General features: G+C 64.2%; 20 protein-coding genes. 12 read left to right on the top strand and 8 right to left on the bottom strand.

Features of this window, described 5'->3' with window-relative positions; genetic code table 11:
* The first annotated feature begins 228 nt into the window (after positions 1 to 228).
* Positions 229 to 1671 carry a hypothetical protein gene (locus JOZ06_RS01270; RefSeq protein WP_293227891.1) on the top strand — a complete coding sequence of 481 codons (1443 nt, stop codon included), beginning with the start codon at positions 229 to 231 and terminating at the stop codon, positions 1669 to 1671.
* Positions 1672 to 1718: 47 nt separating this feature from the next.
* Here JOZ06_RS01270 and gabD read toward each other — a convergent pair whose 3' ends face one another.
* The 3 genes from gabD to JOZ06_RS01255 all read right to left on the bottom strand — a co-directional run bounded on the left by gabD (position 1719) and on the right by JOZ06_RS01255 (position 5878).
* Positions 1719 to 3179, bottom strand: a complete 1461-nt coding sequence (gene gabD, locus JOZ06_RS01265; RefSeq protein WP_293227889.1) for an NADP-dependent succinate-semialdehyde dehydrogenase — start codon at positions 3177 to 3179, stop codon at positions 1719 to 1721.
* Positions 3180 to 3192: 13 nt separating this feature from the next.
* Entirely contained in the window at positions 3193 to 4452 is a 1260-nt protein-coding gene (gabT, locus tag JOZ06_RS01260) for a 4-aminobutyrate--2-oxoglutarate transaminase (protein WP_293227887.1), read from the bottom strand.
* Positions 4453 to 4591: 139 nt separating this feature from the next.
* The gene (locus JOZ06_RS01255; RefSeq protein WP_293227885.1) at positions 4592 to 5878 is read right to left on the bottom strand and encodes a TolC family outer membrane protein; all 1287 of its coding nucleotides are present in this window, start codon (positions 5876 to 5878) and stop codon (positions 4592 to 4594) included.
* 189 nt (positions 5879 to 6067) lie between these two features.
* On the opposite strand from JOZ06_RS01255, the gene argB reads away from it, so the two are divergent.
* Both argB and JOZ06_RS01245 read left to right on the top strand, forming a co-directional pair.
* Positions 6068 to 6892, top strand: a complete 825-nt coding sequence (argB, locus tag JOZ06_RS01250; RefSeq protein WP_293227895.1) for an acetylglutamate kinase — start codon at positions 6068 to 6070, stop codon at positions 6890 to 6892.
* A 68-nt stretch (positions 6893 to 6960) separates the two neighbouring features.
* The gene (locus tag JOZ06_RS01245; protein ID WP_293227883.1) at positions 6961 to 7395 is read left to right on the top strand and encodes a CBS domain-containing protein; all 435 of its coding nucleotides are present in this window, start codon (positions 6961 to 6963) and stop codon (positions 7393 to 7395) included.
* A 3-nt stretch (positions 7396 to 7398) separates the two neighbouring features.
* On the opposite strand, the gene JOZ06_RS01240 is transcribed toward JOZ06_RS01245, so the two are convergent.
* Positions 7399 to 8199, bottom strand: coding sequence for an IclR family transcriptional regulator (locus JOZ06_RS01240; RefSeq protein WP_293227881.1), 801 nt, complete (start codon positions 8197 to 8199; stop codon positions 7399 to 7401).
* 89 nt (positions 8200 to 8288) lie between these two features.
* Here JOZ06_RS01240 and JOZ06_RS01235 point away from each other — a divergent pair, with 89 nt between their 5' ends.
* From JOZ06_RS01235 to ylqF, 6 genes are all read left to right on the top strand, one after another.
* Positions 8289 to 9476: an acyl-CoA dehydrogenase gene (locus tag JOZ06_RS01235; protein ID WP_293227879.1), complete on the top strand. Its 1188-nt coding sequence runs from the start codon at positions 8289 to 8291 to the stop codon at positions 9474 to 9476.
* A gap of 14 nt (positions 9477 to 9490) precedes the next feature.
* On the top strand, positions 9491 to 10684 hold the full coding sequence (locus tag JOZ06_RS01230) for a CaiB/BaiF CoA-transferase family protein (protein WP_293227877.1): 1194 nt from the start codon (positions 9491 to 9493) through the stop codon (positions 10682 to 10684).
* Positions 10685 to 10790: 106 nt separating this feature from the next.
* Positions 10791 to 12413, top strand: coding sequence for an electron transfer flavoprotein-ubiquinone oxidoreductase (locus JOZ06_RS01225; RefSeq protein WP_293227893.1), 1623 nt, complete (start codon positions 10791 to 10793; stop codon positions 12411 to 12413).
* Between the two features lie 267 nt (positions 12414 to 12680).
* Positions 12681 to 13268, top strand: coding sequence for a hypothetical protein (locus JOZ06_RS01220; RefSeq protein ID WP_293227875.1), 588 nt, complete (start codon positions 12681 to 12683; stop codon positions 13266 to 13268).
* Positions 13269 to 13580: 312 nt separating this feature from the next.
* On the top strand, positions 13581 to 13778 hold the full coding sequence (locus JOZ06_RS01215) for a DUF3820 family protein (RefSeq protein WP_293227873.1): 198 nt from the start codon (positions 13581 to 13583) through the stop codon (positions 13776 to 13778).
* A 2-nt stretch (positions 13779 to 13780) separates the two neighbouring features.
* Positions 13781 to 14710: a ribosome biogenesis GTPase YlqF gene (gene ylqF, locus JOZ06_RS01210; protein ID WP_293227871.1), complete on the top strand. Its 930-nt coding sequence runs from the start codon at positions 13781 to 13783 to the stop codon at positions 14708 to 14710.
* A gap of 12 nt (positions 14711 to 14722) precedes the next feature.
* Here the strand turns inward: ylqF and ruvX are convergent, their stop codons facing one another.
* Both ruvX and JOZ06_RS01200 read right to left on the bottom strand, forming a co-directional pair.
* Positions 14723 to 15151, bottom strand: coding sequence for a Holliday junction resolvase RuvX (ruvX, locus tag JOZ06_RS01205; RefSeq protein ID WP_293227869.1), 429 nt, complete (start codon positions 15149 to 15151; stop codon positions 14723 to 14725).
* Positions 15144 to 15704: a YqgE/AlgH family protein gene (locus tag JOZ06_RS01200; protein WP_293227868.1), complete on the bottom strand. Its 561-nt coding sequence runs from the start codon at positions 15702 to 15704 to the stop codon at positions 15144 to 15146. The genes ruvX and JOZ06_RS01200 overlap by 8 nt, the downstream gene beginning before the upstream one ends.
* 107 nt (positions 15705 to 15811) lie before the next feature.
* Between JOZ06_RS01200 and smc the strand changes: the two genes are divergently transcribed.
* Genes smc through JOZ06_RS01185 form a run of 3 tightly spaced genes read left to right on the top strand, consistent with a single transcriptional unit; the run spans position 15812 to position 21389 of the window.
* Positions 15812 to 19300, top strand: a complete 3489-nt coding sequence (gene smc, locus JOZ06_RS01195; protein WP_293227867.1) for a chromosome segregation protein SMC — start codon at positions 15812 to 15814, stop codon at positions 19298 to 19300.
* A 44-nt stretch (positions 19301 to 19344) separates the two neighbouring features.
* Positions 19345 to 20724, top strand: a complete 1380-nt coding sequence (locus JOZ06_RS01190; protein ID WP_293227865.1) for an MFS transporter — start codon at positions 19345 to 19347, stop codon at positions 20722 to 20724.
* Positions 20725 to 20729: 5 nt separating this feature from the next.
* Positions 20730 to 21389: an energy transducer TonB gene (locus JOZ06_RS01185; protein WP_293227863.1), complete on the top strand. Its 660-nt coding sequence runs from the start codon at positions 20730 to 20732 to the stop codon at positions 21387 to 21389.
* Here JOZ06_RS01185 and JOZ06_RS01180 read toward each other — a convergent pair.
* Together JOZ06_RS01180 and JOZ06_RS01175 are read right to left on the bottom strand one after the other, a co-directional pair.
* Entirely contained in the window at positions 21383 to 21949 is a 567-nt protein-coding gene (locus JOZ06_RS01180; RefSeq protein WP_293227862.1) for a YceI family protein, read from the bottom strand. The two genes, JOZ06_RS01185 and JOZ06_RS01180, sit on opposite strands and share 7 nt — an antisense overlap.
* A 25-nt stretch (positions 21950 to 21974) precedes the next feature.
* Positions 21975 to 22517: a YceI family protein gene (locus tag JOZ06_RS01175; protein WP_293227861.1), complete on the bottom strand. Its 543-nt coding sequence runs from the start codon at positions 22515 to 22517 to the stop codon at positions 21975 to 21977.
* Positions 22518 to 22537: the final 20 nt, after the last annotated feature.

Genomic DNA, 22537 nt, shown 5'->3' with positions numbered 1-22537 from the left:
GAGGTGGTCCCACGCCTTCCCATCCCGAACAGGACCGTGAAACGCCTTAGCGCCGATGATAGTGCGGCATTCGCCGTGTGAAAGTAGGACACCGCCAGACGCCCCATACGAAAGCCCAGACCACAAGGTCTGGGCTTTTTGCTTTGCCGTGCCCTGCCAGGGAGAGTGCCTATCCCTGGACAAATCAGGCTACAATTCATGGTTAGTTAGTATTGAATGTGACTGGTAATGATGAAGCCGCACCCCCGCAATGCCCGTATCAAAGGTTCGGCCTTGCGTCCGAACCGATTCATTTTTGGCGATGCTGTCGACGAGCAAGGATTGGAGCCTTGCGAGTACTTGGTGCATACCGAGTCGCCGATGTTCGTCTGCCGCTTGGTCGGCAATGATGAAACCCCGTTTGATGGCGACGATCAGGAAGCTTTCGCCAGCGCGTTGTTGTTCGACGAGACCGACAATGTGTCGATCTATGTCTGCAATCAGGGTTTTCGTCTGTTCGATTTCTTCTTTCACGATGCCACGCCAACGGCGGCTGAACTGCAAGCCATCTGCGACGATGCCATGCAGACCTATCTGGACCTGCAAGATATCTACCGACAACGCGACGAGGGTTTGCCCGCGCGGGAAATACGCGTTTTCCCCATGACGCCCCTGCCTCCGGCTGGGCGTGTGGCGGCGGTGGCCAATTTGAAATCCCTGGCGCAGGAAGCCTGCGAGCGCCCCGTGAGCAGATTGCGCCTGACTGGCCTCGTGCAGCAAACCATGGCCGGCGGCGATCAGGCGGTACTGACCGAAGCGCAGTTGGGGCTGCAGACAGCGCCCGCGGCGCGCGAGCTCTTGTTGGCGACGGCGCGTGATTGCATCGCGTATCCGGAGGTCGTGCACAAAGACGGCTCCATTCTGTCGTTCGAGCTCTGGGCCATGCCGTTTGCCTTCTCGCGCGCGCAAGGCGGCGCCTGGTGGCATTTTCCGCTCATCGAGCGGGCGGAACCCGTGTTGGCCGACGCATTGGGGCTCGCGCCCAAGGCAACGCTGTGGATGTCGCCGACCGCCTTTACGGTCGAGATGCTCAACGAGCGCGCTTGCCAGGATTTGGTGCACCTGGCACCGGTGATGGATGCCGGTTGCGACTACGCGCCGATGAATCCGGACGATGCGCGCGCGACCTATGAGGCCGCCCGGCGGACGCAGGATCCGCGGTTAATGCTGAGCTTTATTCCCTTTTTGGTTGAGCGCGGGGCCTTGCCGCAGGAACAGGCGCGCCGCTTTGCCCGCGGCGCGTTGGATGCGGTGATGCCGCTGGTGCAGGATGCGATCGGCGCCGAGATGGAGTACGGCGAGGCCGAGCTGTTTGCGCCGTTGCCCTGGTGGGAAGCCTTGGCGGCCGGCATCGGCGGCATCAACCGCAAGCGTTTGGCTTTGACCTTGGCGCTGGCCTCCGCACACGCCAGTCGTGGCGCGCCGCTGCAAGCCGAGGCGGAGTATCAGCCGGAGCATCAAGCTTATGAGGTGTTGCTACGTCGAAGCGGGCGCGAGGACGTGGTGGCGCGCTTGCCGTGGATGCTGGTGCCGGATGTGGCTCCCGATCGCGCCCGCGCCTGGAGCGATCTGTCGCATTGTCTGGAAGAGGCGGGTATTCCATTGGCGGAGCGGTTGTCGCGATTGCATTGATGCGGCATGAAGCATAAAAAAACCGGCTGTCGCCGGTTTTTTTTGCCTTAGCGGTCGATGCCGCCCAGGCACAGGTATTTGATTTCCAGATAATCCTCGATACCGTACTTGGACCCTTCGCGACCCAGCCCCGACTGTTTGACGCCGCCGAAAGGCGCCGTCTCGTTGGAGAGAATGCCGGTGTTGACCGCCACCATGCCGTACTCCAGGCCCTCCGCCACGCGGAAGATGCGGCCGAGATCTCGGGCGTAGAAATAGCTTGCCAGGCCGAACTCGGTATCGTTCGCGAGTTGCAGCGCCTCCTCTTCCGTACTGAAGCGGAAGATCGGCGCCAGCGGACCGAAGGTTTCCTCACGCGCGACTTTCATGTCGCGTGTGACGCCGGTGACCACGGTGGGCTCGAAGAAGCTGCCGCCCAATGCGTGGCGTTTGCCGCCCAGCACCAGCTTACCGCCCTTGCCGACGGCGTCGGCGATATGTTCCTCGACTTTGCGCACAGCGTTGGTATCGATCAACGGCCCTTGGTTGACGCCGGCCTCCAGGCCGTTGCCCACCGAGAGTTTGCCGACCGCGGCGAGGAATTTCTCCACGAACGCGTCGTGCACCCCGTCCTGAACATAGATGCGATTGGCGCAAACGCATGTCTGACCCGCGTTGCGATACTTGGAGATCATCGCGCCCTCGACGGCGGCATCCAGATCGGCGTCGTCGAACACGATGAACGGCGCATTGCCACCAAGTTCCATCGACACCTTTTTGACGGTGGTGGCGCATTGGGCGATCAGCTTGCGGCCCACTTCGGTCGAACCGGTGAAGCTGAATTTGCGCACGGCGTCGGCGCCGGTCAGCACGGCCCCGATTTCGCTCGAGCCCCCGGTCAGCACCGAGAATACGCCTGCCGGCACGCCGGCGCGCTCGGCCAGCACGGCGATGGCCAGCGCCGACAACGGCGTCTGGCTTGCCGGGCGCACCACCATCGGGCAACCGGCGGCCAATGCCGGCGCCGCTTTGCGCGTGATCATGGCGTTGGGAAAGTTCCACGGTGTGATCGCGGCGGTGACGCCGATCGGTTCCTTCAATACCAGGATGCGCTTATCGCCTTGACTGGTCGGCACGGTGTCGCCATAGACGCGCTTGGCTTCTTCGGCATACCACTCGATATACGAGGCGCCATAGGCGATCTCACCTTTGGCCTCGGCCAGCGGCTTGCCCTGCTCGGCGGTCAGGATGATGGCCAGATCTTCCTGGTTGGCCATCATCAGGTCGTACCAGCGGCGCAGGATGGCGGCGCGTTCTTTGGCGGTTTTCTTTTTCCACAAGGGGAACGCGTGCTCCGCCGCGGCCACGGCGCGCAGGGCTTCGGCTCGGCCCATCTTCGGCACCGTGGCGATGCATTCACCCGTTGCTGGGTTGGTGACCTCGATCGTGGCGCCGTCGTCGGCATTCTGCCATTCGCCATTGATATAACATTGCTGGCGCAATAGAGCCGGATCTTTCAGATTCAACATGCCATGACTCCTCTTAGGCCTTCAGTGCCTGTTCCAAAATGCCCAACGCCTCATCGAACACGGCATCTTCGACCGTCAGCGGGAACAGGAAGCGCACCACGTTGGCGTAGGTGCCGCAAGTCAGCAGAATCAGACCGCGACGCAGCGCCTCGGCTTGTACTTTCTTGGTGAAATCGGCATCCGGTTCGTGGCTGCCGGGCTTCAAGAATTCGACCGCCACCATGCTGCCCAGACCGCGCACCTCGGCAATCTGCGGCACGCTGTGCTTGAGCGCGCGCAGTTTCTCCTGCAGTAGCGCGCCGAGCGTATTGGCGCGCACCGTCAGGTTTTCTTCCTCGATGACGTCCAACACGGCTTCGGCGGCGGCAAGCGCGAGCGGGTTGCCGGCGTAGGTGCCGCCGAGCCCCCCCGGCGCGGGCGCATCCATTAGTTCGGCGCGGCCAACGACGGCGGAGAGCGGGAAGCCGCCGGCCAAGCTCTTGGCCAGCGTGATCAAGTCCGCCGCCACATCGTAATGTTCCATGGCGAACAGCTTGCCGGTGCGGGCGAAGCCGGCCTGCACTTCATCGGCGACGAGCAAAATACCATGCTGGTCGCACAGTGCGCGCAAGCGGCGTACGAAGTCGGCCGGGGCCGGGTAGAACCCGCCTTCACCCTGCACCGGTTCGAACAGAATGGCGGCGACGCGGCCCGGGTCCACGTCGTATTTGAACAGTTTTTCCACGCCGGCGATGGCGTCGTCAACGCTGACGCCGTGCAAGGCATTCGGGTAGGGGGCGTGGTAGATGTCCGACGGGAAGGGCCCGAAGCCGACCTTGTACGGCACGACTTTACCGGTGAGCGCCATGCCTAGTAGCGTTCTGCCATGGAATGCCCCGCCGAAGGCAATCACCGCCGGGCGGCCGGTCGCGGCGCGAGCGATCTTGATGGCGTTTTCCACCGCTTCGGCGCCGGTGGTGAAGAAGGCGGTTTTTTTCGCCGCCGCGCCCGGCGCGCGTTGATTGATTTTCTCCGCCAACGAAATGTAGGACTCGTACGGCACCACTTGATAGCAGGTATGGCTGAATTGTTGCAGTTGAGCGCTCACTGCCGCCTGGACCTTGGGATGCAGATGGCCCGTGTTCAGCACGCCGATCCCGCCGGCAAAATCGATGTAGCGCTTACCCTCGGTGGTCCACAGTTCTGCGTTCTTGGCACGCTCGACAAAAAAATCGCACATGACCCCGACGCCGCGTGGGGTGGCCTGCGCCTTACGCTTCAGCAAATCCGACATCTGGTTCTCCTCTGTTGGCAGTGCCATGTAATTGGTCATTCGATTCTAATAACGCGTTTAGCAAAAAGCTACAGGGAGATGAATAAATTAAACACTTGTTGTATGTCATGCACAGCCCCTAGCATGACATGGCGCCGAGCTAGGGCTGAATGGCCCGATTGACCTGGGCCAGTACGGTTTCGTCCAATTGGCCCGCCGATTGCGCCAGTTTTAGCCTGGCATTGAGAAAACGATAGCGAGCGCCGGCGAGCGCCTTGAATACGTCGCTGTATTCCTGTTGCGCTTTAAGCAAGTCAAGGTTGGTGCGAATACCGACTTCGCGCCCCCGTTCGGTGGCGTCGAGCTTGCGCTGAGCCGAGACGAGCCGCTGCGCCTGGGCACGGACCGAGGCAGCGCCATCGGTGATGCCGAGCCAGGCGCGACGGATTTCTTCGCGGACATGGCGCCGCGTGTCGAGCAGCTTGTCCCGCGCGCTGTCCCGGTGCGCCGCCGCTTCGCGCACTTGCGCACGGAGGCTACCGCCCGTGGATAACGGCATATTGAAGGCGATAGCTACCGAACCGATGCGCGCGCGGCTTTGCTGGCGGATGGCGCCGGTGGGGGCCTGCGTGGTGTTGTCTTTGTAGTCGGCAATCAGCTGGACGGTCGGGAGCCGGCCGGCCCGGCGCTCTTTCAGCGACTGTTCTGTCATGAAGAGGGCCAGTGCCTGGGCGCGGATCGCCAGATTGTTGTGCTCTGCGAGCGTTTGCCAGTCTTCCTGACGGGCAGGCGAGGGAAGCGCCAGCGGGAACGGCGCCGCGAGCGGCTGCGGCGATTGCGCCGGCAAGCCCGTCAGGCGGGCCAGCGCGCTGCGGTGGATCTCCAGATCGCTTTGCGCCTGTATTTCATCCGCCACGGCACTGTCGTAACCTGCCTGCGCCTCCATGGCATCCGCGATGGTCGCCTGACCGATTTCAAATTCCTTCTCGGCTTGGGCCCGGCGGTTGGCATAAGCCTTCAGGGCCATCTGCGTTGCGGTCAGATTATCTTGTGCTTGCAGCACGTTGAAATAGGCCGCCGCCACATCGACCATCAATTGCTGACTGGCGATATCGAGCAGGATGGCCGCCCGTGCTTGGCTGGCTTGTCCTTTGCGAAAGCCGGCCCACTTGCCGGGATCGAACAGCGACTGTGTCAGCTGGACGGCCATGCCGCGTGTCGCTCCGTCCGCGTCGTGAAGAAGCCCGTCGGCCAGCGGTTGATTGATCGTGTGGCTCTGTTGATAGTTGCCAATCAGGCTGATTTGCGGCATGAGTGGCGCGCGGCCCAGGGGCGCTTGTTCGCGGCCGGCGCGATAATCGCTTTGCGCCGCGGCGTAGCCGGCGTCGTGCAAGCGCGCGGCGCGCCACGCGAGCAGCAGGTCGAAAGCCGCGACGGGTGTGCTCATACCGATCACCGCGAAGCAGCAAGCCAGCGAACAGGCAATTTTTCTCACGTCGGCTTCCGGTTGGGCGGAGGATGGTGGATGATGCCCCCGCATCAGGCGCTATGCCGTTAGAATGGTGCGCTGAGCAAAGTGAAGGAGAGGGTAGTGACACTGACTGCAGAAAACAAGGCACAGGTGTTGGCCTCGGCCATGCCGCACATCCGCGAGCTGGCAGGCAAGACGATCGTGATCAAATACGGCGGCAACGCCATGACCGACGATGGCCTCAAGGCCGGCTTCGCCCGAGACGTGGTGTTGTTGCGCCAACTGGGACTCAACCCGGTGGTGGTACACGGCGGCGGGCCGCAGATCAACGAGACGTTGGCGCGCGTCGGCAAGCAGGGCGAATTCGTGCAGGGCATGCGCGTGACCGACCCCGACACCATGGCGATCGTCGAGATGGTGCTTGGCGGCCAGGTCAACAAGGAAATCGTGTCGCTGATCAATCTGCATGGCGGCCAGGCGGTCGGCTTGACCGGCAAGGACGGGCACATGATACGCGCCAGTAAACTGGCCATGCGCGACGAGCAGGGGCAGCCGGTGGATATCGGGCAGGTGGGCGAGGTCGTCGCCATCGAGCCGGCGTTGATCGCGCATCTGGCGGCAGGCGGCTACATTCCGGTCATCGCGCCGATCGGCGTCGGCGAACATGGCGAGGCCTACAACATCAACGCCGACCTGGTGGCCGGCTGTCTGGCGCAGACGCTTTGCGCCGAGAAGCTGATGCTGTTGACCAATACCCCGGGGGTGCTGGACAAATCGGGCGCGCTATTGACGGCGTTGTCCGGCGGCGACATCCAGGCGCTCTTGGCCGATGGAACGCTGTACGGCGGCATGATTCCCAAGATTCAATCGGCACTCGGCGCGGCGCAAAGCGGCGTGGGGGCCGTGCACATCATCGATGGCCGCGTGCCGCATGCGCTGTTGTTGGAGCTTTTGACCGACAGTCACTGCGGCACCATGATCCGGGCTTAATGACATCCCTTCCCATTGTCTATAGTGATGACACGCCTCGCGCTATCACAACGACAATGGGAGATGACATGCATACGGTACGACAGCTGCTCAATGAGAAATCGCACCGGCCCTTGATTTCGGTGAGCCCCGATGCAACGGTGTACCAGGCGTTGCAAGTGATGGCCGACGAAGACGTGGGGGCGGTGCTGGTGATGGAAATGGGCGACGTGCAGGGCATCTTTTCGGAGCGGGACTACGCCCGGAGAATCGTGCTGCAAGGACGTACGTCGATCACCACGCCGGTGCGCGACATCATGACCAGCCGCGTCGTCTACGTGAAGCCGGACAACACCTTGCAAGAATGCATGGCGCTCATGACCGAGCGCCATATTCGCCACCTGCCGGTGATGGAAGACGGCCTGGTGATTGGTATGCTGTCGATCGGCGATCTGGTGCGCGCCACCATCGCCGAGCAACAGTTCTTCATCGACCAGCTGGTGCATTACATCCAAAACGCCTAGTTTTCACTTGCGCGGCATGATCTGGTCGCGCAACGCCAGCAGGGCCGGACCAATGCGTCCGGCCATGTCGTTTTCATCAAAGGCGAAAACCGGTCCGCTGGCGTTCAAGCACATGGCGCCATGACCCGCGACGAGCGGCGGCAGCGCGACCCCGACGGCCATCACATCCGGCTCGAATTCCCCAAACGACGTGCAAAAACCTCTTTGGCGCGCTTCTTCGCCGGCAGCGGCCAGCCTGGCTTCATGGGCCGGCCAGGCGTCGCCGTAGCGCGCGGCCAAGAGCGGCCGCAACATGGCCTGTTCGCTAGGCGGCAATCCCGCATAACAGGCGCGGCCGATGGCGGTGGTGGCCAGCGGCACGCGCGAACCGACGCTCAGTTGCACCGAGACACGGGCTTGGCTGCGGCAGGTTTCCAGATAGACGATATCGGTGCCATCGAGCAGCCCCAGGCTGGTGGAGATGGCATGGGCCTGGGAAAACGCGCGCATCAATGGGCCCGCCACGCGGCGGATGTCGAAGCTGCCGAGCAGGCCGCCGGCGAGCGACAGCCCCGCCAGCCCCGGCCGGTAGCCGCCGCTTTCCGCATCCTGCGCCAGATAGCCTAAGCGGGTCAGCGTGTAACTCAAACGCGACACTGTCGATTTCGGCAGGCCGGTGCGCTGCGCCAGTTGCTGATTGGACAGCGAACCTTCGCCAGGGAGAAAGGCGGCCAACACCTGCAAGCCGCGCGCGAGCGCGGTGACGAAGTGGCGATCTTGTGCCGGCTCGGCGCCGGTCTCTTGGGCAAGCGATTGATTTGTCATGTCGTGCTTTACAAGTCGCTATGAGGATTGATAGTCTGGTTTCGCATAGTAAAACATAATTCTGCAATGCAGAACAGAGGAGAATCCAGATGGCTCAATCCACCCAACGCCCGGCCTTCGCCTGGGACGATGCCTTGCTGCTGAACGATGAACTGACCGACGACGAGCGCATGGCGCGCGATAGCGCGCGCGATTATTGCCAAGAGCAGCTGATGCCGCGCGTGCTCGTCGCCAATCGCGAGGAGCGCTTCGACCGCGAGATCCTGTCGGAGATGGGGGAACTCGGTCTGCTTGGCTGCACCATCGATGGTTACGGTTGCGCGGGACTGTCTCACGTCGCCTATGGTTTGGTGGCGCGCGAGGTGGAGCGGGTGGATTCCGGTTATCGCTCGGCGATGAGCGTGCAGTCGTCACTGGTCATGCACCCGATTTGGGCCTACGGCAGCGAGGCGCAGAAGGATAAGTACCTGCCGCGGCTGGCGACCGGCGAGCTCGTCGGCTGTTTCGGCTTGACCGAACCGGATGCCGGTTCTGATCCGGGCAGCATGAAAACCCGCGCGCGCAAGGTTGATGGCGGGTATTTGCTCAAAGGCAGCAAGATGTGGATCACCAATAGCCCGATCGCCGACGTTTGCGTCGTTTGGGCCAAGGACGATGCCGATGAGATCCGCGGCTTCCTGCTCGAGCGCGGCACCAAGGGACTGTCGATGCCGAAAATCCATGGCAAGTTCAGCCTACGCGCGTCGATCACCGGCGAAATCGTGATGGACGACGTGTTCGTGCCTGAAGACGCGCTGCTGCCGGGCGTGAGCGGCTTGAAAGGGCCGTTTGGCTGCCTGAACAAGGCGCGCTACGGCATTGCCTGGGGCAGCCTCGGCGCCGCCGAGTTCTGTTGGCACGCCGCGCGCCAATATACGCTGGACCGCAAGCAGTTCGGCCGGCCGCTGGCGGCGACGCAGCTGGTGCAGCTTAAGCTTGCCAACATGCAGACCGAAATCACGCTGGGGCTCCAGGCAGCGCTGCGCGTCGGGCGCCTGCTGGACGAGGGCCGCGCCAGTCCGGAAATGATTTCGCTGATCAAGCGCAACAACTGCGGCAAGTCGCTGGATATCGCCCGCGTGGCGCGCGATATGCACGGCGGCAACGGTATTGCCGACGAATTCCATGTCATCCGTCATGTGATGAATCTGGAGGCGGTCAACACCTACGAGGGCACGCATGATGTGCATGCGCTGATTCTGGGGCGTGCGCAGACCGGCATCCAGGCCTTCTGCTGAGCGAGGGGGAAATCATGGCCGGAGCATTGCAGGGCATCAAGGTGCTCGATCTGTCGCGCGTGCTGGCCGGGCCTTGGGCCGGCCAGTTGCTGGCCGATCTCGGGGCCGACGTCATCAAGCTGGAGCGGCCGGGCAGCGGCGACGACACGCGGCAGTGGGCGCCGCCGGCCTTGGAAGACGGCACGGCGGCCTATTTTCTTTGCACCAACCGCGGCAAGCGCTCGTTGACTGTCGACATCGCCACGCCCGCGGGCCAGGAGGTCGTGCGCCGCCTCGCAGAAGAGGCCGACGTGCTGCTGGAAAACTACAAGGTGGGCGGGCTCGCCAAATACGGATTGGATTACGCCGCCCTATCCGCCCTCAATCCACGCCTGGTGTATTGTTCCGTCACCGGTTTTGGGCAGGACGGCCCCTACAGCGCGCTGCCGGGCTACGATTACATCCTGCAGGGCATGTCCGGCTTGATGAGCATTACCGGTCCGAGTGACGGCGAACCGCACAAGGTCGGCGTGGCGGTCACCGACGTTTTTACCGGGCTTTACGCGGCCAACGCGGTCATGGCGGCGCTTTTGGCGCGCGATCGCACGGGGCGCGGGCAATATATCGACATGGCGCTCTTCGATTGCGCGGTGGCCATGCTGGCCAATGTGAATTCAAACTGGCTGGTAGGGGGCCGTGTGCCGCCACGGCTTGGCAATGCGCATGCCAATATCGTGCCCTATCAGGTCTTTGCCTGCGCGGGCGGCAGCCATTTGATTCTGGCTTGCGGCAACGATCGTCAATTCGCCGCATTGGCCGAGTGTTTCGGCCACCCCGAATGGGCGAAGGACGCGCGTTTCGCCACCAATCCGGCACGCGTGCGGCATCGCGACATCCTCGTGCCGCTGCTGGCGGCAGAGTTCGCCCGCCAGCACCGCGACGAATGGTTGCCGTTGCTTGACCGTATCGGCGTGCCGGGCGGGCCGATCAATACCGTCGACGAGGCCTTCGCCGATCCGCAAATCAAGCATCGCGGCTTGGAGGTGCACATGCCGGACGCCGCCGGCTTGGACGTGCCGATGGTCGGCTGTCCGATCAAGCTGTCCGAAACGCCGGTGACCTACGCGCGCGTGCCCCCCAAACTGGGCGAGCACACCGACGCCATCCTGGCCGAATTGGGCTACGACGCTGTTTCCATCGCACAACTGCGCCATGAAAATGTCATTTAAACGTTCGTTTGATTTTTGACGAACCAGGCGGGTTCATTGCATGATTGAGGGCAGATAAGTCCATAAAGTGCAATGCACAGAAGGAGAAACGGTGGAACGCGAATCGATGCAGTATGACGTGGTGATTGTCGGCGCCGGCCCTTCCGGTCTCGCCGCCGCCATTCGCCTCAAGCAATTGGCTGCCCAGGCCGAACGCGAAATCAGCGTCTGCGTGCTGGAAAAGGGGTCCGAAGTCGGCGCGCATATCATGTCGGGCGCCATCATCGAGCCGCGCGCGCTGAACGAACTGATCCCCGACTGGAAAGAAAAAGGCGCGCCGCTCAATACCCCGGCGCGCTCGGACCGTTTCCTGCTGTTGACCCAGAATGAATCGATCCAGCTGCCGACGCCGCCGCAAATGCACAACGACGGCAACTACATCGTCAGCCTGGGTAACTTCTGTCGCTGGCTCGGTGAGCAGGCCGAGGCGCTGGGGGTGGAGATCTACCCGGGTTTCGCCGCCGCCGAAGTGCTCTATCACGACGATGGTTCGGTCAAGGGCGTGGCCACCGGCGACATGGGCATCGGCCGCGACGGAGAAAAAACCGACGCGTGGCAGCCGGGCATGGAGCTCTGGGCAAAGCAAACGCTGTTTGCCGAGGGCTGCCGCGGCTCGCTGACCAAAACCCTGGTGCAGCGCTTCAAATTGGATGCCGGCAGCGATCCGCAGACTTATGGCATCGGCATCAAGGAGCTGTGGCAAGTCAAGCCGGAATTGCATGAGCCCGGCCAGATCACCCATACCATCGGCTGGCCGCTCGACCGCAGCACCTATGGCGGCTCGTTCCTTTATCATCTTGAAGACAACCTGGTGGCGGTAGGTTTCGTCATTGGATTGGATTACACCAATCCCTACCTGTCGCCCTATGAGGAATTTCAGCGTTTCAAGACGCACCCGGCAATTCGCGGCGTGTTCGAGGGCGGGCGCCGCATTGCCTATGGCGCGCGCGCGCTGTACGAAGGCGGCCTGCAGGCGCAACCGAAGCTGACCTTTCCCGGCGGCGCGCTCATCGGCGATACCGCCGGATTCCTGAATGTGCCGAAGATCAAAGGGTCGCATGCGGCAATGAAGTCCGGCATGTTGGCGGCCGAAGGCGTGTTTGCGCTGTTGTCGAGCGACACGCCGGCCGACGGCGCCGAAGCGTCCGGCTATGCGCGCGGTTACCGTCAGAGCTGGCTGTACGACGAGCTCTACCGTGTGCGCAATATCCGGCCTTCTTTCCGCTATGGGTTGTGGGCCGGCATGCTCTACTCGGCGCTCGATACCTATCTGTTCCGCGGCCGCGCGCCCTGGACGCTGCACCACAAACACAAGGACAGCGAGTGTCTGGTCCCCGCGGAAGAGGTCGAGCCGATCAGCTACCCTCGACCCGATGGCGTGCTGACCTTTGACCGCCTGTCGTCGGTGTTCCTGTCCAACACCAACCACAGCGAAGATCAGCCGATTCATTTGCGCTTGAAAGACGCCAGCGTGCCGGTCGCGGTCAACTTGGCCAAGTTTGCCGCGCCGGAAACGCGCTACTGTCCGGCGGGCGTTTACGAAATCGTGCAGGAGGGCGGCGCGCCGCGGCTGCAGATCAACGCGCAAAACTGCGTGCATTGCAAGACCTGCGACATTAAGGACCCGACCCAGAACATCGTCTGGAGTGTGCCGGAGGGCGGTGGCGGGCCGAATTACCCCAATATGTAAGCCATGCGGACGGCGGCTGTCGGCTTGCCGGCTTGACAGCCCCGTGCCCGCGCGTCAGGATAGACGCATGATGACTTCGTCCTTTTCCCATACTCGTTATTGGTATTGGTACCGCAGCACCGCGCGGCGCCAAGGGATCTGTCTGTTCTGACGAAGCAAAGACAACATACCGACAAATGCCGCCTGAGCTTGGGCGGCATTTGTTTTTTCACACGATGACGACACAGATGCTCTCCCGGGGCCGCGGCCGCAGAGGGGATCTCGATCATGGATGAATTGACGGGCGACCGGTTGGTCGCAAGCGACTCGACGCACCCGGACCACGTGCCGGCGCTGTGGGCGGTGACCCTTGTCACCGACGTGCAAGCGCTGTCGGCGGGCAGCCGTCCCTATGCCCAGGTTGCGCCGCAGATTACGCGCTTGCGGCACATGGAGGCCGGTCAAGCGGTTTTGGAGTCGGCGCTACCCGAAATCCGTTGTTTGGCCACGCTTCTGGCGGCCGGGCGCCGTGACGCGCGCGCCGTGCGTTCCCCGGACCACTTTACCGACGATGCCGACTGGCTGGCCGCGCGCGCGTATCTGCTGGGTTTGACGCATGTGGAAGTGACGCTGGGGCAAATGGGGCTGCTCGATCAAGCGAACCGGCGCCTACGCGAACTGGGCGCGCGCGCGGGGCTCGCGCGGCAGACGCTGTTGCCGGTGCTCTGCGCGGCATGCGATGCGCCGGCGCAACCCATGGCGCTACGCGGCTGGGGACCGCTGCCGCCGGCCGGCGCCAATCAGGGCGGATGGCTGCGCCAGCGCTGCCGGTCGCGGCTGGCCGCTCTCTTATCGGCATTGGCGCCGCGGCCATAAAAGAGGGGCATCCAGCGGATGCCCCCAGTGGCTCTGCGCGAACCAAAACTCGGGCAGCGTGCCCGTGCTGCCAACAACCTGAATGCCCCCGGGAGAGGGATCAACCGGGTTCAAGATGATGACTCCCCACCATGCTAGCCGGTCACCCGCGGCTTGTCCGCAGAAAGCCCGTCCCTGCTTGAGCCATGTCAAGAGCATCGTTGCCGCCGCGGCAACAACGCGCTGTTAACAAAGCGTTTTCATGGCAAACGGACGCTATCTTTGGCACAATGCGCATCCTTGCCGAGATTCTTTATCATGCGGAACGAAGACTTGCTGCTGCTCGTCAGCCGCTCAATGCCCTACGGGAAATATAAAGGCCGGCTGATCGCCGACCTGCCGCTGCATTATCTGTCGTGGTTCGCGCGTCAGGGTTTTCCCGATGGGGAAATCGGCAGGCTGCTGGCGCTCGCCTTCGAGCTGCAGCACAACGGCCTCATGGCCCTTTTGGATCCTCTTAGAAAGCGTTAAGCATGGCAATTCAATGGTTTCCCGGTCACATGAACAAGGCGAAGAAGGCGATTGCCGAGCGCGTGCCGGATATTGATGTGGTGATTGAGATGCTGGACGCGCGGCTACCCGCCTCCAGCGCCAATCCAATGCTGGCGCAACTGACGCGCAACAAGCGCGCGCTGAAAATCCTCAATAAGCAGGATCTGGCCGATCCGCAGGTGACGCGCTTGTGGCTCGAGCATTACAACGGTCTTGCCAATACCCGGGCGCTGGCGCTCGACGCCGGCGACCGCGCCCCGGCGCAAAAGCTGATTGCCGCCTGCCGCGAGCTGGTGCCGCACCGCGGCGGACTCGACAAGCCGTTGCGCGTGCTGATCTGCGGCATTCCCAACGTCGGCAAGTCGACGCTGATCAATACCATGACCGGCCGCCGCGTCGCCAAGACCGGCAACGAGCCGGGCATCACCAAAGCGCAGCAGCGCATTCTGCTGGCCGACGATTTCGAATTGTTCGATACCCCGGGCATGCTGTGGCCGAAGATTTTGGTCGAGGAAGGCGGTTATAACCTGGCCGCCAGCGGCGCCATCGGCCGCAACGCCATGGATGAGGAAGAAGTCGCGCTGGTGTTGCTCGGCTATTTGATGCGGCGCTACCCGGACGCGCTGTGCCAGCGCTACAAGCTCGATAGCATTGAAGGATGGCAGGACATCGATGCCCTGGAGGCCATTGGCCGCAAACGCGGCGCGATGCTGGGGGGCGGCCGGGTCAACATTCAGAAGGCAGCCGAAGTGGTGCTGACCGATTTCCGTTCCGGCGCCACCGGGCATATCACCCTTGAGCGGCCGGAGGAATGGACGGTTTGGTTGAAGGCCGCGCGCGAACTCGAGGCGCGGCGCCAGGCGGAACGCGCGGCGCGCGAAGAGGCGCGCAAGGGCAAGGCGGCGGAATAAGCTGTCCGGGCCCTAGACCGTTTCGCCGCGCATGTCGAACCAGGTTTGCAAAATCGCCTGGGCGGCGACCTGGTCCAGTACGGGTTTTTGCTTGCGGCCTCTGAGGCCGGCTTCCTTGAGCAGGCTTTCGGCCAAGAGCGAGGTGTGGCGTTCATCGACCAGCCACACCGGCAGCGCGAAACGGCCTTTGAGACGGTTGGCGAAGCGGCGCGACAGGCGCGTGAGTTCATGTTCGGTGCCGTCGGCGTGCGTCGGCAGCCCGACCACCAGGGCCTGCGGCCGCCACTCGTCGATCAGCGCCGCGATGCGCGCGAAGCGTTCGTCGTTGCTTTCCGTGTCGATGGTGCACAGCGGATGGGCGATGCCGAGCAGCCCATCGCCCACGGCGACGCCAATGCGGCGCTCGCCGAAATCAAAAGCCAGTGCGCCGCCTTCAGGCATGACCGATGTCCCCGGACAGCAGGGACGGATCGAAACCCAACAGCGCCATGGCCGCGTCGTAGCGTTCCTCGGCCGGCAGATCGAACATGATGGCGGGGTCGCTCTGCACGGTCAGCCAGGCGTTGCTGGCGATCTCCTCCTCCAGCTGGCCGCTTGACCAGCCGGCGTAGCCGAGCGTCACCAGAATGCGCGCCGGTCCCTTGTGTTCGGACACGGCGATGAGCACGTCCTTGGAGGTGGTGAGCATTATGTCGTCGGTGACGCGCAAGCTGGACTGCCAGTCGCTGATCGGGCTGTGCAGCACAAAGCCGCGGTCCGGCTGCACCGGGCCGCCGAACAGCACGGAAGTGGCCGCCAGCGCGCCGGGCTCCATCGGCAGGTCGATCTGGTCGAAGAGCTGGGCCATCGCGATGCCTGAAGGTTTATTGACGATCAGTCCCATGGCACCGTGTTCGCCGTGCTCGCACAGATACACCAGCGCGCGGGCGAAAAGCGGATCAGCCATATTGGGCATGGCGATGAGAAACTGGTCTGCAAGCGATAACGGGTTCATCTTTGCATTATGGCACAGGCTGGGCGGCCGGGACGGAGTCAGGCTCCACACGCCGCGGCAAGCCTTGTTAAACTGTCGGTTTGGAGCGTCTCGCAAGCGAGGGTGTCGTGCGGCTAACGCATATAAAGCTATCCGGATTCAAGTCGTTTGTCGATCCTACCACCATCCCGGTGCCGGGCCAGTTGGTGGCGGTGATCGGCCCGAACGGCTGCGGCAAGTCGAATGTGATCGACGCCGTGCGCTGGGTGCTGGGCGAGTCCTCGGCGAAACAGCTGCGCGGCGAATCGATGCAGGACGTCATTTTCAACGGCTCCACCACGCGCAAGCCGGTGTCGCGCGCTTCGGTCGAACTGGTTTTTGACAATGCCGACGGCCAGCTCACCGGTCCCTGGGGGCAGTATGCCGAGGTGGCGATCAAGCGCGTGCTCACACGCCAGGGCGAATCCACCTATCTGATCAACAACCAAGTGGTGCGGCGGCGCGACATCACCGACCTGTTCCTCGGCACCGGCGTGGGCGCGCGCGGCTACGCGGTGATCGAGCAGGGCATGATCTCGCGCATCATCGAGGCGCGGCCGGAAGAGTTGCGCGTCTATCTGGAAGAGGCCGCGGGCGTGTCGCGCTATAAGGAACGGCGGCGCGAGACCGAGAACCGGCTGGGCGATACCCGCGACAATCTGTCTCGCGTCGACGATCTGCGTCAGGAGCTGGCGCGCCAAGTCGACCGGCTGGCCGAACAAGCCGCGGTCGCGGCGCAATACCACGATCTGCGCGCGGCGCTGACGCATAAACAGAATCTGCTGGCGCTGGCGCGGCGCGAGGAAGCCGCCAGGAACGAGGCGGACGCGCGCGCGGAACTCGCCCGGCTGGAGAGCGAGGAGGCGCGGCTGGGCCAGGCGCTGTCGGCGCTGGAGGCGGAAATCGAAACCGTGCGCGACGGCCACTTCGACGCCGGCGACCGGGTCCAGGCGGCGCAGCAGCGCGTCTCCGAAACCAACGCGCAGCTTGCCCGGCTGGAAGAGCAACAGCGGCACCGGCAGGAAACGCGCGCGCGTCTGGAGCGCGACCTGGCGCAAGCGCGCAACGATCGCGCCATGCTGGCCGACGAGCAGTCCGGCATCGCCGACGAGCGCGGCGAATGGCAACAGCAGTGCGAGGTGCTGCGGCTGCAGATGGAAGAGGCGATGCTGCGCGTGGAGGAGGACGGGGTGCAATTGCCGGATGCCGAGGCGGCGTACGCCGATAGCGAGGCACGGCAACAGCAGTTGACCGAAGACTATGCCGAGCAAGTGCGCCGGCGCGACCTGGCCGGCCAACGCCTCACGCATTTGCGCGAGGCGCGGCGTCAGGCGGCGGAGCGGCTCGAGGCCTTGCGCCGGGAGCAGACGGCGCTCAATCTGCCCAGCGCCGAGGCGCTGGATGACGCGGCGCGGGCGGTGGAAAACGCCAAACACGCGCTCGACGCGGTCCAGCAGCGCGTGGTGGCGGATGAGGCCAAGTTGGCCGACTTGACGCGCGAGCGCGAGAAACTGGACGAAACGTTGACGCGTTTGCGCGGCGAGACGGCGCGCGCCGAAGCCGAAGCCTCTGCGCTGTCGGCGCTGCTGTCGCGCGAGCAGGATAGCGGCGCGTTGTCGGATTGGCTGGCCGCTCACGGCCTGCAGGACGCGCCGGTCTTGTGGCAATCGTTGACGGTCGAACCGGCATGGCATGACGCGCTGGAGGCCGTGCTGGCCGAGCGGCTGACCGCGCGCGCCGGCAGCGTGCCGACACAAGCGCCCCCCGGGCCGCTCACGGTGATCGATGCCTCGTCGCCGGCGGCGCCGGTGCGGCCGCATGCCGGCTGGCAGACGCTGCGCGACCAAGTGCGCGCGCCGGCCCCCTTCGATACGGCGCTCGACGACTGGCTCGTCGGCGTGTACCTGGCCGAGTCGCTGGAAGCGGCGCTGACCGAGCGCCCGCGGCTTGCCGCCGGCGAATGGCTGGTGACCCCGCAGGGGCATCGCGTCGGCAGGCATGGCGTGCAATTCCATGGCGAGGCCGGCGGCGACGGCCTGATGGCGCAAAAAGCCCGGCTGGAGGACGCGGTGGCGCGCGCCGCGGCATTGGCGCCGCAGTTGGCGGCGGCGCAAGGCCAGCGCGAACGGGTCGCCGGTCAGATGAGCATGCTGGCCGAGGCCGTGCGCGCTCAAAAAGGCGCCACGACGCGCTTGGACGGCGAACTCAATGCCGCCACGGTGGCGCATGTGCGTCTCGATCAGGCGGCGCGGCAGGGCAGCGCCCGGCGCGACGCCATCCTGGGCGAGGAGGCGGTGCTGGCCGATCTGCTCGCCACCAGCGATGCACAGATGCAGGAAGCCGGCGAAGAGGCCGAAACGGTCACCCTGGCGTTGGAAACGTTGGACGAGGCGCTGGCCGACGCGCGCGCGGCGCGCGGCCGGGCGCAGGACACGCTGGCGCAGGCGCGGGAACGCCGGCAGCAGACGGAGCGCCAGACGCACGATATCCGCCTGCGTCTGCAGGCCGCCGAACAGAAGGTGGCGGAGCTGTCGCGCCGCGACGCCGAGCGTGACGAGCGCGATGCGTTGTTGGCCGAACGGCTGGCCACGCTGGCGGAGGAATCGGCGATGCTCGAAGAGGACGACGTGCAGGAAGCGCTGCAGACCTTGCTCTTGGCGCGCGAGTCGGGCGAGGGCGCGCTCGCGGCGGCGCGCGATGCGCTCAATGGCTTGGCCGAGCGCATGCGCGGGTTGACGCTGCAGCAACACGAGATCAGCCAGGCGCTGCCGGACTTGCGCGCCGCGCGGCAGACCGCGCTGTTGGCGCACCAGGAGGCGCGGCTGGGGATGGAGCGCTTTGCCGAGGAATTGCGGGAGGCCGAAGTCGACGAGGCGGCGCTGTTGGCGGATTTGAGCGCCGGCGTGAAGCCCGCGACGCTGATGAACGAGATCGCCCGCTTGGCGCGCGCGGTCGACGGGCTCGGCGCCGTCAACCTGGCGGCGCTGGAAGAGCTCGAACAGGCGCGCGTGCGGGGCGAATACCTGGGCGCCCAAGCCGATGATCTTCAACAGGCGATCGAGACGCTGGAAGCCGCCATCCGCAAGATCGACGGCGAATCGCGCGCGATCCTGCAAAGCACCTTCGACGCGGTGAACGCGCAGATGAGCGAATTTTTCCCGACGCTGTTCGGCGGCGGGCGCGCCGAACTGATGTTGACCGGCGAGGATTTGCTCGACGCCGGGGTGCAGATCATCGCCCAGCCGCCAGGCAAAAAGAACAGCACCATCCATCTGCTGTCCGGCGGCGAAAAGGCGTTGACCGCCATGAGCCTGGTGTTCTCGCTATTCAGTCTGAATCCGGCGCCATTCTGCCTGCTCGACGAAGTGGACGCGCCGCTGGACGATGCCAACACCAGCCGCTTCTGCGATTTGGTCAAGCAGATGTCGGCGCGTACCCAGTTCCTCTACATTTCGCATAACCGGCTGACGATGGAAATGGCCGAGCAATTGGTTGGCGTCACCATGCAGGAAAAAGGCGTGAGCCGCGTGGTGGCGGTGGATATCGTCGAGGCGCTGCAAATGCGCGAGACCGCCTGAAAGGCCGTTATAATGGCTGTCTTTTGCGCAACGGACGACCTGCCATGACCATTCGCATTCAGCGTTGGGAACCGGAAAACCAGCTTTTCTGGCTAACGCACGGTCGCCGCATCGCCCTGCGCAACTTGTGGTTGTCCACCGGCTCGCTGCATTTGAACTTCAACATCTGGATGATGTGGAGCATGGTGGTGGTCAATCTGCCCGCCGTCGGCTTTCTGCTTACCAGCCAACAACAATTTCTGCTGGTGTCGATTCCCGGTTTGATCGGCGCCATCATGCGCATTCTCTATTCCTGGGCGTGGAGTTGGGTCGGCGGCGGCATGTGGATGGCGCTCTCCACGCTGTTTTTGCTGATTCCCGCCCTGGGCGTGGCGCACGTGGTGCAAGACATCGCCACGCCGTTCCCGATGCTGCTGTTCGTTGCCGCTTGCTGCGGCATCGGCGGCGGCGCATCGGCCTCGCATCTGCCCAACATCAGTTTCTTTTTCCCGCGATCGGCCAAGGGCTTCGCCATGGGCATCAACGCCGGCCTCGGCAATTTGGGCGTGTCGGTGTCGCAATTGGTCGTGGCGCTGCTGATCTCCGTCAATCTGTTTGGCTGGTCCGGCGGCGAGCCGCAGATCTGGGGGCAGGGCGGCGACGTGCACGCCGTGTGGCTGCAGAACGCGGGGTATTGCTGGACACCCTTTATCGCCTTGATGGCCATCGTCTGCCTGCTGTACGCGCACGATATGCCGCGGCTGCGCCTGACGCCGACCGATCAGCTCACGGCCATGAAGCACCCGCACACCTGGGCGATCTGCCTGTTATACCTCAGCAGCTACGGCACGTTTCTTGGCTTGTCGGCGGCGTTCCCGTTGCTATCGCATGCCTTGTTTCCGTTGCATAACGCATTGGCCTACGCTTTCATCGGCCCGATGTTGTGCGCGCTGCTGCGCCCGCTTGGCGGCTGGCTCGGCGACCATATCGGCGGCGGCATCACCACGATGATCAGCAACGTGCTGATGGCCATCGGCACCATTGGCGTGTTGCTCGCCATGCCGGGCGCCGCTGGCGGCGGATCGTTCTGGCTGTTTCTCGCCATGGTGCAGGTGATTTTCATCGCCGCCGGCATCGGCAACGGCTCTTCGTACCAGCTGGCGCCCAAGGTTTTCATGCACGAAGCGCTGCAACAGGCCGAGGCGCGCGGCGAAAGCGCGCAAGACGCCTATGTGCGCGGCGGCCGCAATGGCGCGCTGGCGATGAATATCAGCTCGGTCGGCGCGGCGTTTGGCGGCTTCTTCATTCCGAAATCGTTCGGCAGCGCGCTGTCCTGGTTCAATAGCTTCGTGCCGGCCTTCGCCTTGTTCTTCGTGTTTTACGTTCTCTCCACGTTGGTCGCCTGGCTGTGCTATACCCGCCCGGGCGCCGAAATGCGTTGCTGACCGGCATGCGGCGGCATTCTCCCCTTGGCGTGGCGATCGGTCTGTCGCTGTTCGCGCATGCGTTGTTGCTGGGGCTGTGGGCGGCGCGCCCGCCGCGGCCAGCGGCGCCGTTGCAGGTGGTGCTGCAAGCCGCGCCGGATGCCGGGCTGGGGGCTGTCGGTCCCCAGGCGCGAACGCCGCGCGCCGGCGCCGCCCATCCCGCCGTGCCGGCGGCCAGAACCGCCGAACATGCGCCCGTCGCGGCGCCGGGGCCCCAGCCCGCCACCGCGTCCCCTGCCGCCGCCCCCGCACCGTCTGTGACCGTCAGCGCGGCGCCGCCGGCACCCGCGGCCGGCTCGGCGGCAGCGAGCCCGGACGGCGGTAGCGGCACGGGCGATGGCCATGGCGGCGGGACGGTGACGCCCGCTCGCTATTTAGGCGGCACGCCCCCTTATCCGGAGCAGGCGCGGGAGCGGGGCGAGACGGGTCGGGTCGGGGTGCTGGTGACTATTGCGGCGGACGGGCAGGTGCGCGAGGTGGCGCTCTTGCGTTCGAGTGGGTTCAACGACCTGGATCAGGCGGCGCTCGATTATCTGCGCCACGGTAGATTCACCCCGGCGCGGCGCGCCGGGGTGGCGGTGGATTCACAACTCAAAATGGCGATGCCATTTCACTTGGATTATTGACCTAGGGCTTCGATGGTCAGCCGCAGCGTCACGTCGTCGGCGATCGCCGGCAGATAGGTGGTCATGCCGAAGTCGCTACGCTTGATCTGCGCCACGGCGTTGGCGGCGTATTCGTCCTTGCCCACCATCGGGTTCTTGCCGCCGCGGTAGTTGGTGATCGTCAGCGTCACCGGCTTGGTCACGCCCAAAAGGGTCAGATTGCCTTCGACCCGAGTCAGCTTATCGCCGTCGAACACCAGTTTGTCGGCTTTGTAGGTCATGGTCGGGTACTTGGCCACGTTGAAGAACGCCTCGCTCTTCAAGTGCTTGTCGCGTGCCGGCCAGAACGTTTGCAACGAATCGGTGTCGACCGTCACGTCCACCACGCCGCTATGCGCCGCCGTATCCAGCGTCACCGTGCCGCTGACGCGGGTGAAGGTGCCCGATTGATTGGAAAAGCCCATGTGATTGATGTCGTAGGCCGCGTAAGTGTGCGACGGATCGACGGTGTAGGTGACGGGGGCGGCGAACGCGACGGCGCTGGCGGCGGCCAGCAGGCTGGCGATCAACAATTTCTTCATCTTATGTTTCTCCATGGTGTGACGGTTATTTGCCTGGGAAGGCGACGTGGAATTTGATCAACACGGTATCGGCCACCGTATCGGTGTCGGCCCAGTCCCCTTCGCCGACCTTGAAGGACAGCCGCGACACGGCCAGCGCGCCGTCGGCCACGGTCAGTGCGCCTTGGCGATTGACGACGAACGGCGCCGAGACGTCGCGGGTGATACCTTTGATGGTCAGCTTGCCGTTGAACTGGAAGTGATTGCCGCCCAGCGGCTTGATGCTGGTGGTGACGAAGCGCGCCGTCGGATAGCGCGCGGCGTTGAACCACTCGGGGCGTTGCACTTGCGCGTTGGCGTCGCTGGTCGGCAGGCTGATGCCGGCGATCTGAATGGTCAGATCTGCTTTGCCTTGGGCGGGCTTGCCCGGGTCGAGCACGATGTCGCCGCTAAAGCGCTTGAATTGCCCCTGCATGGGGATGTCCATTTGCTTCAGGGTGAAATCGATGCGGCTGGCGCCGCTATCGACGGGCGCGGCAAAGAGCGGCGTGGCGGCCAAGAGCAGCCAGGCGGCGAGGGTGAGCTTCATTCGGTTTCTCTCCAACGATC

Source organism: Paludibacterium sp. (assembly GCF_019232825.1).
GTDB lineage: Bacteria > Pseudomonadota > Gammaproteobacteria > Burkholderiales > Chromobacteriaceae > Paludibacterium.
Note: the sequence above shows the minus strand (reverse complement) of the source record. Positions and strands in the feature narration are given on the sequence as shown.